Below are 15,439 nucleotides of genomic sequence, written 5' to 3'. Positions count from 1 at the left end.
GTCACCCCTCCCCGTGCGGCGCGCCGGCGCCGTCGTGGTCGGCCAGCACGCGGTGCGGATGCCCGTGCGCGACGAGATCGATGGGACAGCCGTAGGCCGCCTCGATCACGTCGGAGGTGAGCTGCCGCGACGGGTGCGCGAAGAGGTGGCGGTTCAGGCACGCGACGCTGCGCACGCTGCGCGAGATCGCCCCGATGTCGTGCGAGACCACCACGATCGCCATCTCCGCGGAGAGCTCTTCGAAGAGCTCCCAGACGCTGCGCCCGATGCGCTCGTCGAGGCTCGACGTCGGCTCGTCGAGCAGGAGCAGCCGCGGCCGCTGCGCGAGCGCGCGCGCGATCAGCACGCGCTGCAGCTGGCCGCCCGAGAGCGCGCCGATCGGCCGGTCGGCGAGCGCCGCCATCTCGACGCGCTCGAGCGCCGCGTCGGCGGCCTCGCGATCGTCGCGCGCGAAGCGGCCGAGGCGCGCGAGGCCGAGCCCCGCGAGCCGGCCCATCGAGACGACGTCGCGCACGCGGATCGGGAAGTCGAGGTCGAACGTGGCGCGCTGCGGGACGTAGCCGACGCGCCCGCGCGCGCGCCGCGGCGGCGCGCCGAACACGCGCACGCGGCCCGCGTCGGGCTCGATCAGCCCGAGGATCACCTTGAGCAGCGTGCTCTTGCCGCTCCCGTTCGGGCCGAGGATCGCGAGGTAGTCGTTCGCCGCGATGCGCAGCGTCACGTCCTCGAGCACGGGGCGCCCGCCGCGCGAGACGCTCACGCGATCGAGCTCGACGCAGGGCGGCGGCGCGGCGTCCGTCACGAGGCGAGTCCCTCCGCGAGCGCGCGCGCGACGCGGCGCAGGTTGTCGTCCCAGTCGGGCGCGAGCGGGTCGAGCACCTCGAGCCGCGCGCCGACCTCGTCGGCGATCGTCTGCGCGGCCGCGCGATCGAACTGCGGCTGCACGAAGATCACGCGCACGCCCTCGTCGCGCGCGCGCGCGACGAGGCGCGCCAGCTCGTGCGCGTCGGGCTCCTTGCCCTCGTCCTCGATCGCGACCTGCACGAGCCCGTACTCGCGCGCGAGATAGCCGAACGCGGGGTGGAAGACGAGGAAGGTGCGCCCCCGCACCGGGGCGAGCCGCGCGCGCAGCTCGGCGTCGAGCGCCTCGGCGTCGCGACGCAGGCCCTCGAGGCGGGCGTCGATCGCGGCGCGCTCGGCGGGCAGCGCATCGGCGAGCGCGCGCGCGACGGAGGCCGCCATCGTCGCGACGTGGCGCGGCACGAGCCAGTAGTGCGGGTCGCCGGGCGCGAGCTCGATGCCCGCCGCGCCGTCGACGACGCGCACGCCTTCGGCATCCGCGAGCAGCGCGTCGAGCCAGGCCCGCTCGAACGCGAAGCGCGGGTGGCCGACCTTCACGTAGAGGACGGCGCGATCGAGCGCGCGCATCTGCGAGATCGAGGGCTCGTAGGTCGCCTCGTTCGCACCGGGCGGCAGCATCACGACGACCCGGACGCGGTCGCCCGCGAGCCGCTCGACCACCCACTGCTGCGGAAGCACGGAGACGGCGACGACCGGCCGCGCATCCGCACTCGGCGCGGCGCGGTCGCAGCCGGCGAGCGCCACACCGAGCGCGACGGCGAGCACGAAGGCGAGCGCGACCGCGACGAACGGACGGGCCGCCGCGCGCGCGCGCGCGTCGCGGACCGCCCGCGGCGCGCCGCCGCGGCGTCGCGCGCGCGCCGCCGAACTCCTGCCCGCCGCGTCCACGGCTCGCTCCCCCACGTTCCGCCTCGCGGCGATCCCGCGCGTCCGGTCGGCCCGCCGCACGGGCGGCGTCCGTCGCGATCGATCGCGGGAGGCGCCGGCCCGGCTTCGCGGCGCGGCCCCGCGCGCGCGGCGTACGGACGCGCGCGCGCGGCGCCCGGGACGTGCGCCGTGCGGTATCGTGCGCTGCGCCCGCACCCCGAACCGACCCATCCGGAGCGCGCCGCGCCGTGCCGCGCACTCCGCAAGCCCCGCGCCGTCGCCGGCGCCCTCGAGAGGGACCCCCATGCCCGAAGCCTGGATCATCGACGCCGTGCGCACGCCGCGCGGCAAGGGCAAGCCCGAGACGGGCGGACTGTACGGCATCCATCCCCAGGAGCTGCTCGCGCAGTGCCTGAACGGCCTGCGCGAGCGCGCCGGCTTCGACCCCGCGGACGTCGAGGACGTCGTCGCCGGCATCGTGAGCGCGGTGAAGGACCAGGGCGGCTGTCTCGCGCGCATGGCCGCACTCGCGGCCGGGTGGCCGGTCGAGTCGGCGACGGGCGTGACGCTCAACCGCTACTGCGGCTCGGGCCAGCAGGCCGTCAACTTCGCGGCGATGGGCGTGATGTCGGGCCAGCAGGATCTCGTGATCGGCGGCGGCGTCGAGTCGATGAGCCGCGTCCCGATGGGCAGCGACGGCTCGAAGATGCACGGCGGCAACCCGCACCTGATCGAGCTCCACCCGCAGGTGCCGCAGGGCATCTCGGCCGACATCATCGCCGCGAAGGAGGGCTTCTCGCGCGCCGACCTCGACGCCTATGCCGCCGAGAGCCAGCGACGCTGCGACGTCGCGCGCAGGGAAGGACGTTATGCGAGCCTGATCCCGGCGCGCGGCCTCGACGGCCAGGTCGTGCTCGCCGAGGACGAGCACCCGCGCGCCGGCACGACCGTCGAGAGCCTCGGCAAGCTCCCGGCGTCGTTCGAAGCGCTCGGCGCGCACGTCGCCAAGGGCGAGACGCGCTCGCTCGACGAGATGGCGCTCACCCGGTACCCGGAGCTCGGCTCCATCCCGCACGTGCACACCGCGGGCAACTCGTCGGGCATCGTCGACGGCGCGAGCGCCGTGCTCCTCGCGTCGCCCGACTACGCGCGCGCACACGGACTGCGCCCGCGCGCGCGCATCCTCGCGACGGCGACCACCGGCAGCGAGCCCGTCATCATGCTCACCGCGCCGTCGACCGCGGTGCCGAAGGTGCTGAAGAAGGCCGGCATGACGATCGGCGACATCGACCTGGTCGAGATCAACGAGGCGTTCGCCGCGATCCCGCTCAAGACCATGCGCGACACCGGGATGGATCCGGAGAAGGTCAACGTGAACGGCGGCGCGATCGCGCTCGGGCACCCGCTCGGCGCGACCGGCGGCATGCTGATCGGGACCGTGCTCGACGAGCTCGAGCGGCGCGACCGCACGACGGGCCTCGTCACCATGTGCATCGGCGGCGGCATGGGCATCGCGACCGTGCTCGAGCGCATCTAGCGCCGCGCGACGGAGGCGGGCCACGCGATGATCGACTTCGAGCCGGACGAGGAGCAGGCGCTCATCCGCGAGACGGTGCGCCAGTTCGCGCAGAACGAGGTGCGACCGAAGGCGCGCGCGTGCGACGAGGCGCGCGCCGTCGACACCGCGGTGCTCGAGGCCGCGCACGAGCTCGGGCTCGTCGCCAACGCGCTCCCCGAGGAGTGCGGCGGCGGCGGCGCGCGCAGCGCCGTCACCGGCTGCCTCGTCGCGGAGGAGCTCGCCTGGGGCGACCTCTCGCTCGCGCTCGCGATCCTCTCGCCGTCGCTGCTCGGCTTCCCCGTCGCCGACCTCGGCACGCCCGAGCAGCGCGCGCAGCTCCTGCCCGGCGTGCTCGGCGATCGTCCTGCGCCGGGCTCGCTCGCGTGGGTCGAGCCGCGCTTCGCGTTCGACCCGCTGCACCCGCACACGACGGCGAAGCGCGACGGCGGCGACGTCGTGCTCGACGGCGCCAAGTGCTTCGTGCCCTGGCAGGACGGGCTCGCGCACGTCGTCGTCGTCGCGCGCGACGAGGGGCTCGCGGCCTTCGCCGTGCCGACGGACGCGCCCGGGCTCACCGCGACGCGCGAGGCGAACATGGGCCTGCAGGCGCTGCCGACGGCCGAGGTCGCGCTCGCGGGCGTGCGCGTGCCGGCGAGCGCGCGGCTCGGCGGCGATGCGGCGGGCACGGCAGCGGTGCGGGCGCTCCTCGACCGCGGGCGCGTCGCGCTCGCGGCGTGCGCGGTCGGCGTCGCGCGCGCGTCCTACGAGGTGGCGCTCGAGTACGCGAAGGAGCGCAAGGCGTTCGGCGTGCCGATCGCGACGAAGCAGGCGATCGCGTTCAAGCTCGCGGACATGGCGACGGAGATCGACGCGACGCGCCTGCTCGCGTGGGAGGCCGCGTGGCGCCTCGACCAGGGGCTCGACGCGTCGCGCGAGGCCGTGCTCGCGATCGGCAAGGCGCAGCGCATGGTGCTCGCGGTGGCGGACGGCGCCGTGCAGGTGTTCGGCGGCCACGGCTACACGCGCGAGTACCTGCCCGAGATGCACCTGCGCAACGCGCGCGGCTTCTCGACCTTCGAAGCCCTGACGCTCGTCTGAGCGACGACGCGTCGAGCGAGGCCCGGCATGGCGATCTCCTTCGAGCCCACCGAGAACACGAAGACCGCGCGCGCGCACTTCCACCGCATCGCGCACGAGCAGATGCGCCCGATCTCGCGCACGTACGACGACCGCGAGCACGAGCCGCCGCGCGAGTGGATCGACTTCTGGTGGAGCGAGGGGCGCAAGGGCGCGCCCGTCGACGCGAGCCAGCCGACCGACGGCTTCGTCACCGTGTGCGTGCAGGCGGAAGAGCTCTGCTTCGGCGACGCGGGCCTCTACCTGCGCATGCCGACGCCGGCGCTCGGCGGCTCGGCGGTGAGCGCCGCGGGCACGCCCGAGCAGCGCGACCAGTTCCTCTCCGCGTTCCGCTCCGACGGCCACCCGATCTGGGGCGCGATGGCGATCACGGAGCCCGAGGCGGGCTCGGACTCGGCGGCGATCCAGACGACGGCCGACTTCGACGAAGCGACGCGCGAGTGGGTGCTGAACGGCACGAAGATCTTCTGCACCGCGGGCGAGGGCGCGTCGCAGGTCGAGGGCGGCTTCGTCGTCGTGTGGGCGACGGTCGACCGGAGCGCGGGCCGCGGCGGCATCAAGAGCTTCGTCGTCCCCGCGCTCACGCCCGGCATGAAGCTCGTCGGCACCGAGGACAAGCTCGGCATCCGCGCGTCGGACACGGCGACGCTCGTGTTCGAGAACTGCCGCGTGCCCGAGGCCAACCTGCTCGGCCGCCGCGAGGTCCGGAAGCAGGACCCGAAGCAGAGCGGCGACAAGGGCTTCAAGGGCGCGATGGCGACGTTCGACGCGAGCCGCCCGATCGTCGCGGCGATGGCCGTCGGCGTCGGGCGCGCGGCGCTCGACTTCGTCGTCGAGGAGCTCGAGCGCCAGGGCGTGCGACTGCGGCACGACGCACCGCGCCACGAGCTGACGGCGATCGAGCGCGACGTCCTCGAGATGCAGGCCGAGCTGCAGGCCGCGCGCCTCCTCACCTGGCGCGCCGCCAAGATGATCAGCTCGGGGACGCCCAACAACCTCGAGGCGTCGATGGCCAAGGCGAAGGCCGGCCTCGCCGTCACGCAGATCACGCAGAAGGCCGTCGAGCTGCTCGGCCCGCTCGGCTATTCGAAGAAGCTGCTCGTCGAGAAGTGGATGCGCGATGCCAAGATCAACGACATCTACGAAGGCACGCAGCAGATCAACCAGCTCATCATCGCGCGCCGGATCCTCGGCTACTCGTCGTCCCTCCTGCGCTAGGAGCCCGTCATGCCCGTCCAAGCAGAGCTTCTCGAGATCCTCGTGTGCCCGGAGACCAAGCAGCCCGTCGCACCCGCCGACGCCCAGACGCTCGCGCGCGTGAACGCCGAGATCGAGGCCGGCCGCCTGCGCAACCGCGGCGGCGACGCGGTGACGAAGCCCGTCGCCGAGGGCCTCGTGCGCGAGGACGGCAAGGTGCTGTACGTCGTCGACGACTCGATCCCGGTGATGCTGATCGAAGAGTCGATCGAGCTCGCCTAGCGAGCGGGGGAGCTTCGGTAGGGGCGCCGCGCGGCGCGGGCGCGGGGGCGGCGAATGGCTCGCCGGCGCCCGGGCGGGTGCCGCGAGGGGCCGCCTCGCGGGGATCGAACGGCTCGGGCATCCGGACATCGCGCGCCGGCTGCGCTCGATTTCGCCGCCCCCGCGCCCGCTCCGCGCTCCTCGCCATTTCGACGGGTCCGCTCGCGGACGAGGATCGCGGGGTGGGGGTGCGGACCGCGCGGGCGATCGATCGTTAGTCGATGATCTCGCCCGGAGCACCGCAGGCGGATTGCAGTGCCGGTCGCGCGCCTCGAAGCACCGCGCGGCGCGGGGCGCGGGGGCGGCGAATCGCCGGCGCAGCCGGCGCTCGGTGCCGCGAGTGCCACCGCGCGCGCATCGAACCACGCCGAACGCCGACCCAGGTCGCGCGCCGGCTCGGATTCGCCGCCGCGCCCCCGCCCCGCGCTCCTCGCCACTTCGACGGGTCCGCTCGCAGACGAGGATCGCGGTGGTGGGGGTGCGGACCGCGCGGGCGATCGGTCGTTAGGCCACGCCGTCTCGCGGAACGCCGCAGGTGGAGTTGCAGTGCCGGTCGCGCGCCTCGGAGGACCGGGCGCGGGGGAGGGGGCGCGGCGGCGAAATCGAGCGCAGCCGGCGCTCGATACCCGAGTGCCACCGCGCGCGACACGCCGAACCACGCCGAACACCGACCCAGGTCGACCGCCGGCGAGCCATTCGCCGCCGCGCCCCCGCCCCCGCGCCTCCTCGGCCGACCGAGCGAACGCGCGCCCGCGACGCCCCTCCGCCTACTGTGCGAAGTCGCGCTTCTTGAGCTGGCGGACGTACTCGCTGAGCTCCGGGTCGGCGGCGACGATCTCGTTGACGCGCTTCTCGAACTCCTCGGCCTCGGCGCGCAGCGCGCCGTCGTCGAACGAGACGCCGAGATAGGCCGAGAGGCGGTCGACCAGCGCGAGCGCGCCGCGCGGGTTGGGCGACGTGCTCAGGTAGTGCGGCAGGCAGGCCCAGAGCGAGACGACCTCGCGGCCGTCGCGCTGCAGGCGGTCGCCGAGCACGCCGACGATGCCGGTCGGGCCCTCGTAGCCGGAGAGGCCGACGCCCAGCCGCTCGAGATCGGCGGGGTCGCTCGCGAAGCCCGTCACCTCGACGGGCCGCGAGTAGACGACGTCGGAGAGGAAGGAGCCGAGCAGCACGACGCGGTGCGCGTGCACGCCCTCGGCCAGCGCGGCGACGGCGTCGCAGAAGGTGCGCCAGCGCAGGTGCGGCTCGCTGCCGAGCCCCGTCACGAGCTCGACGTTGCCGGCGTGTCCGAAGCGGAACTCGGTGCTCGGCCACACGATGCGGCGCTCGCCGTCGCCGTCGAGCTCGACGTGCGGGCGCGCGACGGTGAAGTCGTAGAACTCCTCCGGGTCGAGCTCGGCGAGCGCGACGGACTGGATCGCGTCGTTCACGAACGCGAGCGCGCTGCTCGCGGCCTCGCTCGCGTCGCTCCAGCCGCCGAACGCCAGCACGAGCACCGGGTCGTCGAGCGCAGGATGGACCTGGAATCGGATTGCCCCCGTCACGCGTTCAGGTTCGCACGCGCGCGCCCCGCTCCACAAGCGGCGAACGCGCGAAACGCCGTGTGCGCGACGACGGTGTCGACGCCGTCGACTGCGTCGACGCCGTCAGCGCACGAAGCGATAGCCGTGTCCGCGCACGGACACGATGTGACGCGGCCGTGAAGGATCGGGCTCGACGTAGCGACGCAGCCGCACGACGAAGCTGTCGACGACGCGCGTGCGCGTGTCGGGCCGGAGCCCCCAGACGTCCTCGAGCAGCTCGCCGCGCGTCACGGCCTCGCCCTCGCGATCGATCAGCGCGCGCAGCAGGCCGGCCTCGCGTGTCGTGATGCGCGCCGTGCCGCGCGGCGTCGCGATCTCGAAGCGATCGAAGTGCACGGTGACGTCGCCGAACCGGACCTCGCGCGGCGCCGTCGACTCGCCGAGGCCGCCGTCCCAGCGGCGTCGGCGCAGCAGCCCGCGCACGCGCGCGAGCAGCTCCTCGAGCCGGAACGGCTTCGCGAGATAGTCGTCCGCCCCTTCCTCGAGGCCGCGCACGCGGTCGGCGACCTCGTCCTTCGCGGTGAGCATGAGGATGGGGACGAAGTTGCCCGCCGCGCGCGCGCGCCGCGCGACCTCGAAGCCGCTCATGCCGGGCAGCATCACGTCGAGCAGCACGAGGTCGAGCGGCGCGCCCTCGCTCGCGAGCCGCTGCGCCGCGAGCGCGCCGTCGCCGAGCACCTCGACCTCGTGCCCTTCCGCTTCGAGGTTGAATTGCAGCCCCTCCGCGAGATGCAGCTCGTCCTCGACGACGAGCACGCGCGCCACGTCACGCCTCGCCGCGCGGCGCGGCGCGCAGCGTCACGACGAAGCGGCTTCCCTGCCCCGCGCCCGCCGACTCGGCGACGACGCGGCCGCCCTGCCGGCGCAGGAGGCCGCGCACGATGAACAGCCCGAGCCCGAGCCCGGCCGCGCGCCGCTGCACGTCCCTCCCCGCGCGGTAGAAGCGCTGGAAGATCTTGCGGAGCTCGGTCGGCGGGATGCCAATGCCGTTGTCCTCGATCTCGACACGCACCCGGCCGTCGCCGACGTCGCGCACGCCGACGCGCACCTCGACGGGGTCGTGCGAGTACTGGATCGCGTTCTGCAGCAGGTTGCGGAACACGATGCCGAGCTCCGCGGCGTCGCCGCGCACGACCGACGCGGCCTCGCGCACGACGCGCACGGCCTCGGCCGGCAGGCGGTTGCGCTCGCGCACGTCCTCGACGCAGCCCGCGAGCAGCGGCGCGAGCGCGACGCGGCCGGGCGGGCGCGCGCTGCGCTCCTCGGCGCGCGCGGCGGCGAGCACCTGGTCGACGGTGTGATCGAGCCGCTCGAGATCGTCGCGCATGCGCGCGACGAACGTGCCGCGCCGCTCGGGGTCGAGGTCGTGGCTCGCGATCGTGTCGAGGTAGAGACGGAACGACGCGAGCGGCGTCTTGAGCTCGTGCGTGACCGCATCGATGAAGGCGCGCTGGCGCTGGTTGAGCCGCATCTCCTGCACGAGCCAGACGCAGAGCCACACGAGCCCGGCGAGCACGAGCCCGAAGAAGAGCGTCCCGAGCACGAGGAAGATCCAGTCGGTGACGCCGAGGCCCGGACGCGGGTCGAGGCGCGGCTCGAAGTCGGCGAGCACGAGCACCTGCCAGCCCGCCGCGAGCAGCAGCAGCAGCAGCACGCCGACGATGCCGACGACGAGCGGCGTTCCGATCGAGCGGCGATGCACGCGCGTCCCTCCGTCGCGCGCTCGCGGCGCGCGCGCCCGCGCCTCGCGACGCGGCGCCGGCCGGGGCGAGCGCGCCGCGTAGGATAGACTGCGCCGATGCTCGCCTCCCGCCGGCCCGTCCTGCGCCGCATCGCGCGCTCGCTCGCGGCGCGCGCCCTCGCCGCCGGCGCGCTCGGCGCCGCGCGCGCGAGCGCCCCCGCGCGCGCCGGGCTCCCCGCGGAGGGCGATTGCCCGACCGTCACCGGCGGCGTCGTCACCGACGAGCAGGGCCGCCCCCGCGATGCCGCGAGCGTGACGCTGAAGGAGGGCATGGTCCTCGGCATCGAGAACCTGCTCGTGCTGCGCGAGCTCCTCCCGACCGAGATCTGGAGCCATCGCGACGTCTTCTTCTTCGAGGGCATGCGCATGGAGGTCGGGCCCTGCCACCGGCGCTACGTCGAGCCCGGCTTCCTGAAGGAGGCGACCGCGCGCTTCGCGAAGGACGTCTCGCTCGACGCGCGCGGCAACCTCTCGGGCTACACGGCCGGCGTCCCCTTCCCGCCCGACGCGATCGACCCGGAGGCCGAGGACGCCGCGCAGCGCTTCGCGTGGAACCTCGCACTGCGCTTCGCGGGCGGCGGCCATCGCGGGCACTTCCGCGTCGTCGACTTCTCCGAGCGCGAAGGCGACGCGCAGACGTACGAGGGCGACGCGTACTTCCTCCCGACGCGCGGCCGCGCCGACCTCGCCGCGACGGGCTACGCCGTCGAGGGGAGCGGCGACACCTGGTGGATCGCGGGCGGGCACTTCACGAAGCCCTTCCAGGTGCGCCACCTCGCGTGGCGCCAGTTCCGGCCCGCGAAGACGTGGACGAGCTACGAGGAGCCCGACGACACGTTCGTGTACGTGCCCTCGATGCGGAAGTCGCGACGCGCGTCGACGGCGTGGGTCGACGGCCTGTACTTCCCGACGTACGCCGCGGCGGGCCCCGAGGCCGGCGGCTCCGTCGCCTTCGGCGGCGACCTCGGCGTCTCGATCAGCCCGACGGCCGGCCGCTCGGCCGCGGCCTCGGCGCACGCCTACAAGGGCTTCGAGGGCATGATGCTGCGCCCGAACGCGTACAAGTGGCGGCTCCTCGGCATGCAGGACGTGATGGCGCCGATCAACGGCACGAGCTCGGGCTACCCGATCGATCCGAACCGCAACTTCGGACCGGCCGGCCTCTCGGTCGCGAGCGACCGCTGGGAGGTGCGGCGCGCGGCGGTGATCGAGGGCGCGATCCGCCGCGACGACGAAGGTCTGCGCACGGTGATGTTCTGGGTCGACGCGCAGACGGGCGTCCCGCTCTACCGCGTCTCGCGCGCGGGACGGCGCCGCATCCTCGACGTGCAGATCTTCGTGCACCGCTTCTCGGGCGATCAGCCGGGCTACCCCGAGTGGCCGGGCGGCACTCCGGCGCTCGTCTTCGAGCCCGTCGCGGAGGTGTCGTTCGACGCGCTCGCGGGCGCGGGCGGCTGGCGGCGCGAGAGCTACGACGTCGTGTCGCTGCCCTTCGACCGCGACGACCTGCCCGGCCTCACGTCGTCCGCCGCGCTCGAGCGCGGACGCTAGTCAGAACGCGTAGCGCAGCCGCAGGTACACGTTGTCCGTGCTGCGCACGATCGAGACGCCGTCGTCCGACGCCACGCGGTACGCGTACGGGCCCTGCTGGTTCGACGCGGGGCCGAGCCCGTTCACCGGCATGTCGACGATGTCCGGCTTGCCGCCGAAGAACTGCGCGCCGAACACGATCGAGAACGCCTCGGTGTAGCGGTACTGGAGCTGCGGCAGCGCGCCGTACGTGTTCGAGCGCGCGTCGTAGATGAACGTCACGCTCGGCAGCAGGCGATCCTGGAAGTAGCCCGCGAGCACGGTGAACGTGCTGAGCAGGTCGAGCGTGCTCGCCGTCCCCGCGGCGCGGTAGCGGAAGAAGAACTGCGCGTTGAAGAAGAACGTGCGGTTCGCGTTCAGGAAGTTGACGAAGGTCGGGCGGTCGACGGAGAGCGTGAGGTTGTAGTCGTCCGCGTAGCGCACGCCGTTCCAGGAGTCGGGGTCGCCGCGGCGCACCTTCGGGATCCACGTCGCCTCGATGCTGAAGTTCGACTTCGTGACGTCCTCGGCGAAGTCCATCGAGAAGCCGAGCACGTTGCGGCGCTCGAACGCGAGCACGGCCTCGCCGCCGGACTGCCACACGAACGTGCGGCGCCCGAACGTCCCGTTGCCGCCCGCGCGGCGCGTGTTGCGCGTGACGCCCGCGAGACCGAGCAGGCCGCGCACCGTCCCGCAGTGCTGCGGCGTCGCGAGGCTGCAGACGGGCTCGGGGTTGCCGCGCGCATCGAGCAGACACTGACCCGGATTGTTCGGATCCTCGCGGCAGACCGCGAAGCGGTTGTCCTCGTCGAACTCGCGATCGGCGATCGTGAGCAGGACGAGGAAGTTCCACGACAGCGCCGCCATCTCGCTGCGGAAGTACTGCGTCGAGCCGCCCATGTCGGCGAGCGGGTGCACGAGCGAGTGGTACGGGTTCACGTTCGCGCGGCCGCTCGACGTCGTGCACGTCGTGTGGTCGGTCACGGTCACGCCGAGCGCGGCGCTCACGGCCGCGTAGGCCGCCGGCCCGATGCAGCCGTCCTGCGTCGGGTCGTAGTCCGGGTTCAGGCCGGGCGTCGGCCCGTTGCCGACGACGAGCGCGTCGGTCTTCTCGTCGAACACGAACGGCGAGCGCGCACCGGGGAGCACGATGTTGCGCTTCGGCGTCGTGGGCGAGTCGGTGGGCAGCCGGCCGTACACCGTGCCCACCGGGCCGCCGCGGAAGAAGATCGTGCCGGGCTGCTGGCGGTCCTGGCCGTCGGCCGACAGCGCGCGCCCGTTCACCGTGTTCGTGCCCGGGTCGTACTTCGTGTTCGTGGTCGTCCACTGGCGCGGCGGCGTCGCGCCCGTCCCGGGCGCGAAGTTCGGGCCGCCCGCCGCCTGGCCCGTGCCGTCGAAGCCCGGGAACGACTGGAAGAGCACGCTCGCCTCGGCGTTCAGGAGGTCGATGCCCGAGTCGTCGCAGTTCGTGCCGAAGAACGGGCCGCAGCCGAGCAGCGCCTGCTGCTCGACCGTCAGCACCTGGCCGAGCGCATAGCCTCCCGACGCCGCGAACGACGCGCCGCCGCTGTGGCACGGGATGTCGAACACGAGGTTCAGCGCGTCGAAGTAGTAGATGCTGTGGCGCGGGTGCGTGACCGGCCGCGCGATCTCGCGCAGCGAGTTGTCGACGCAGTAGTGGTTGTCGCCGCCGTAGACGATCTGCAGCGGGCCGCCCCACTGCCCGCCCGGGCCCGTGCCGCCGTACTCCGCGTCCTGGATGTCGTGGTTGAGGCGCACGAGCGCGTCGCTGATCTCGAACTGCGTGAGGCCGGTGCTCGACGTGAGTGCGATCGCGCCCGGCGTCACCTGGCCCGTCGTGCCCGGGCCGTTGTCGCTGCCGGCGAGCACCGAGCCGATCACCTGCGAGGTCGTGAGCAGGCCCGAGGAGAGCGGGAGCAGGAGCTGGCTGCCGAACACGGTCGCCGCGCAGGCCGACGGGTCGAGCGAGCTCACGCCGACCGTGCCCGCGCAGATCGCCGCGAAGAACTGCTGGTTGGCCGGGTGCGCGTCGAGCGCGTTCTTCTCCGCGAAGGTCGGGAGCGTCGGGTCGTTCGTGACGAGCACGCCCATCTCGCGCAGGATCGGGTCGAACGTCTGGCCCGGAGCGACGGCCGCGAGCTCGGCCTCGGCGAGCGCGGCGTCCGCGCGGTACTCGTTGCCGACGATCGCCGGGTTCGTCGCGACGGCGCGCCGCGTCGGGCCGGCCTGCAGGCAGCCGGGGTCGACGCTCGGCACGCCGAGCGGCGCGCGCGGGCGAAGCGCGACGGGCTGCGTCGCGCACGGGCCCGTCTCGCCCATCGCGCGCATGCGGCCCGTCGACGGGTCGACGTTGCGCTCGTAGGTCGAGATGCGGTCGAGGAAGGGCAGGTCCTCGTAGCCGTAGAAGTCGGCGATCGCGAAGCTGAAGCGGTCCCAGCGCCACTCGATGCGGCCGCCGAACTCCGTCTTCGTCACGTCCTCCCACGGCGACTCGGGCTTGTCGACGCCCGCGAGGCCGACGCCGAACGCGCCGTGCGCGAACGAGCCGAAGGCCGCGTCGCAGACCGGGTTCGGCGTGAACGGCTCGCCGCACGCGCCGAGGTCGTTCGACTCGTAGTCGTCGATGTTGGCCGCGATCTCGACGCGCACGTCCTCGAACGGGCCGACCTCGTAGAGCGAGTAGACGGCGCGGCCCGACCACAGCGCGATGCGCGTCTCCTCGAGGTTGCCGAGCGTCACGAGCGCGAGGTCGACCGGGTTGAACTGGTCGGTCGTGCGGAAGAGCTCCGTCTTGCCCCAGACGATGTTCTGCTTGCCGAGCCGCAGCCACAGGCGGCTGTCGAGCGTCTCGATGTCGACGAAGGCCTCCTTGAGCTCGCCCTCGTCCTGCTGGCTCGCGCCGCGGTTCCACGCCCGCTCGTTCTCGGTGAAGTTGATCGGGATCGTGGCGGCGCGGTCGCCCGCGAGCGCGCTGCGCAGGCCCTTGCTCGGGAGGTAGAGGCCGCGGGCGACCTGGTCGCCCTCGGCATAGCGAGCCGCATCCGTGATCGGGATCGGCCGCATCGGCTTCGACGCGCCGACGCGCGAGCCGCCCGTCGGGCCCGCCTGCGCCGAGATGATCGCGCGCGTCGCGCCGCGCACGTAGACCGCGTTCTGGTCGATCGTCGAGATGCCGGGCGTCGTCGACGCCTCGAGCTCGCCGGCGGTGATCTCGGCCGCGAGCAGCACGTCGTGGAACGGGTCCTCGAACGCGCTCTGCGAGTTGAACAGGATGTGCTGCTCGACGAAGGTCGTCGGATCGGTCGGGTCGATGTCGCCCGACTTGAAGTTGTAGCCCCAGTTCGAGCTGCTGTAGATCGAGCCGTTGTAGGCGTTGTTCCGCAGCAGCTGCGTCGTCTGCGAGGCGTCGAACGGGTTGAACTGGTCGGCGAGCGTCGCGTTCGGGTAGACGAAGTTCTTGGGCAGCCACGGGCCCATGATGGCCGACGGCATGCCGCCGCTGCCGCCGCCGCGCAGGCCGCGGTGCGCGAACTTGTAGTCGAGGAAGCGCTCGAACACGAACGGGAACGGGTCGTCGTCGCGCAGCGCCCACGACTCGCCCGGATCCGGCTGCGTGTTGCTCACGGTGATCACGTTCGGGCCCGTGCACGCGGTGTTCGAGCTCGAGAAGAAGCAGAAGGTGCCGCCGACCTTCGAGCTCGGGAGCGTCGCGAGGCCGTTCAGCGCGTTCCCGAACGCCGGCTGGCCGAGGTAGCCGTCGGCGCCCGTCTGGTCGCCGAGGCCCGAGAAGCCGGGGATGTCGACGAGCGGCACGACCTGGTGGTGGTCGACGATCGGCGCGCCGTGCAGGTCCGTCTCGAGCACCTGGACGGTGGTGTCGGCGATGCCGTCGCCGTCGGTGTCCTGGAAGGTGTTGATGCGCCGCTCGACCTTCGGGAGCAGCATCGCGCCGTGATAGGTGTTCTTCTTCGCGCTCGAGATCCGCGTCGGGAGGTGCTTCGCGCGGTCGCCGTAGGTGTCGGCGGTGCGGAACATCCCGCAGCCGCGCGAGTAGACGCAGTCGTAGCGCGCCTCGAGCCGCACGTACGCCGACATCAGGTCGATCGCGCCCCAGCCGTCGGGGAGGATGTCGACCTCGAGCTCGAGGTTGAGCACCTGGTACCACTGCGCGAGGTCGTACTGCTCGCGGAAGTCGTCGCTGATCACCCGCAGCTGGCTCTCGAAGAAGCCGTGTGCCTGGACGCGCCCATCGAGCGCCTCGATGGCCCGCGCCTGGCGCGGCACGAGGCCGCCGAGTGTGGCGGCGGTGACCAGGGCGGCGGCGACGGCGAAGAGGCGACCAACGAAGCGGGCGGGTACTCGGCGCATCGTCTCCCCGGGCCCGGAGGCCCCCGGCTCGGCGCCCGCCCGCCGCGCGTGCGGCCGGCGGGACCCTGCTAGGCGGGGAAGCGACGAATCGGTCGCGGCGCCGCGAAGACGCGGCGCGACGCGGGCCCATCCCGAGACCCGTCCCGAACGGGCGCCCGCCCGAAGGCCGACACCCGCGCTTCCCCCAGACGTCCGGGTGGCCGCGCTGGCGCGCGC

General features: G+C 73.5%; 11 protein-coding genes. 5 read left to right on the top strand and 6 right to left on the bottom strand.

Features of this window, described 5'->3' with window-relative positions:
• Nucleotide 1: 1 nt before the first annotated feature.
• The gene (locus R3E88_06190) at nucleotides 2-802 is read right to left on the bottom strand and encodes an ABC transporter ATP-binding protein (protein ID MEZ4216050.1); all 801 of its coding nucleotides are present in this window, start codon (nucleotides 800-802) and stop codon (nucleotides 2-4) included.
• A complete protein-coding gene (locus R3E88_06185) occupies nucleotides 799-1,764 on the bottom strand; it encodes a zinc ABC transporter substrate-binding protein (protein ID MEZ4216049.1) in 966 nt (321 codons plus the stop codon). Before R3E88_06185 ends, R3E88_06190 begins: the two co-directional genes overlap by 4 nt.
• A 268-nt stretch (nucleotides 1,765-2,032) precedes the next feature.
• Here R3E88_06185 and R3E88_06180 point away from each other — a divergent pair, with 268 nt between their 5' ends.
• Genes R3E88_06180 through R3E88_06165 form a run of 4 tightly spaced genes read left to right on the top strand, consistent with a single transcriptional unit; the run spans nucleotide 2,033 to nucleotide 5,902 of the window.
• Nucleotides 2,033-3,265: an acetyl-CoA C-acetyltransferase gene (locus R3E88_06180; protein MEZ4216048.1), complete on the top strand. Its 1,233-nt coding sequence runs from the start codon at nucleotides 2,033-2,035 to the stop codon at nucleotides 3,263-3,265.
• Between the two features lie 27 nt (nucleotides 3,266-3,292).
• Entirely contained in the window at nucleotides 3,293-4,384 is a 1,092-nt protein-coding gene (locus R3E88_06175; GenBank protein MEZ4216047.1) for an acyl-CoA dehydrogenase family protein, read from the top strand.
• A 27-nt stretch (nucleotides 4,385-4,411) separates the two neighbouring features.
• Complete coding sequence (locus R3E88_06170) at nucleotides 4,412-5,641, top strand: acyl-CoA dehydrogenase family protein (protein ID MEZ4216046.1); 1,230 nt, start codon at nucleotides 4,412-4,414, stop codon at nucleotides 5,639-5,641.
• Between the two features lie 9 nt (nucleotides 5,642-5,650).
• Entirely contained in the window at nucleotides 5,651-5,902 is a 252-nt protein-coding gene (locus R3E88_06165; protein ID MEZ4216045.1) for a hypothetical protein, read from the top strand.
• An 806-nt stretch (nucleotides 5,903-6,708) separates the two neighbouring features.
• Here R3E88_06165 and R3E88_06160 read toward each other — a convergent pair.
• From R3E88_06160 to R3E88_06150, 3 genes are all read right to left on the bottom strand, one after another.
• Nucleotides 6,709-7,485, bottom strand: coding sequence for a PAC2 family protein (locus tag R3E88_06160; GenBank protein MEZ4216044.1), 777 nt, complete (start codon nucleotides 7,483-7,485; stop codon nucleotides 6,709-6,711).
• 102 nt (nucleotides 7,486-7,587) lie between these two features.
• Nucleotides 7,588-8,289, bottom strand: coding sequence for a response regulator transcription factor (locus tag R3E88_06155; GenBank protein ID MEZ4216043.1), 702 nt, complete (start codon nucleotides 8,287-8,289; stop codon nucleotides 7,588-7,590).
• Between the two features lies 1 nt (nucleotide 8,290).
• Nucleotides 8,291-9,226 (bottom strand): HAMP domain-containing sensor histidine kinase, encoded by a 936-nt coding sequence (locus R3E88_06150; protein MEZ4216042.1) that lies wholly within the window; start codon nucleotides 9,224-9,226, stop codon nucleotides 8,291-8,293.
• Nucleotides 9,227-9,322: 96 nt separating this feature from the next.
• On the opposite strand from R3E88_06150, the gene R3E88_06145 reads away from it, so the two are divergent.
• Nucleotides 9,323-10,816 (top strand): DUF1329 domain-containing protein, encoded by a 1,494-nt coding sequence (locus tag R3E88_06145; protein MEZ4216041.1) that lies wholly within the window; start codon nucleotides 9,323-9,325, stop codon nucleotides 10,814-10,816.
• Here the strand turns inward: R3E88_06145 and R3E88_06140 are convergent, their stop codons facing one another.
• Complete coding sequence (locus R3E88_06140; GenBank protein MEZ4216040.1) at nucleotides 10,817-15,223, bottom strand: DUF1302 family protein; 4,407 nt, start codon at nucleotides 15,221-15,223, stop codon at nucleotides 10,817-10,819.
• Between the last annotated feature and the right edge of the window lie 216 nt (nucleotides 15,224-15,439).

It is taken from the genome of Myxococcota bacterium (genome assembly GCA_041389495.1).
Lineage (GTDB): Bacteria > Myxococcota_A > UBA9160 > UBA9160 > UBA4427 > JAWKRT01.
The sequence above is the reverse complement of the archived record's forward strand: the minus strand, read 5'-3'. Positions and strand labels throughout refer to the sequence as shown.

Excerpts from the sequence above, each read along its gene's own strand:
- R3E88_06180 (MEZ4216048.1), top strand. The coding sequence starts at position 2,033 with ATGCCCGAAGCCTGGATCATCGACGCCGTGCGCACGCCGCGCGGCAAG.
- R3E88_06175 (MEZ4216047.1), top strand. The coding sequence starts at position 3,293 with ATGATCGACTTCGAGCCGGACGAGGAGCAGGCGCTCATCCGCGAGACG.
- R3E88_06170 (MEZ4216046.1), top strand. The coding sequence starts at position 4,412 with ATGGCGATCTCCTTCGAGCCCACCGAGAACACGAAGACCGCGCGCGCG.
- R3E88_06165 (MEZ4216045.1), top strand. The coding sequence starts at position 5,651 with ATGCCCGTCCAAGCAGAGCTTCTCGAGATCCTCGTGTGCCCGGAGACC.
- R3E88_06145 (MEZ4216041.1), top strand. The coding sequence starts at position 9,323 with ATGCTCGCCTCCCGCCGGCCCGTCCTGCGCCGCATCGCGCGCTCGCTC.
- R3E88_06140 (MEZ4216040.1), bottom strand. The coding sequence starts at position 15,223 with ATGCGCCGAGTACCCGCCCGCTTCGTTGGTCGCCTCTTCGCCGTCGCC.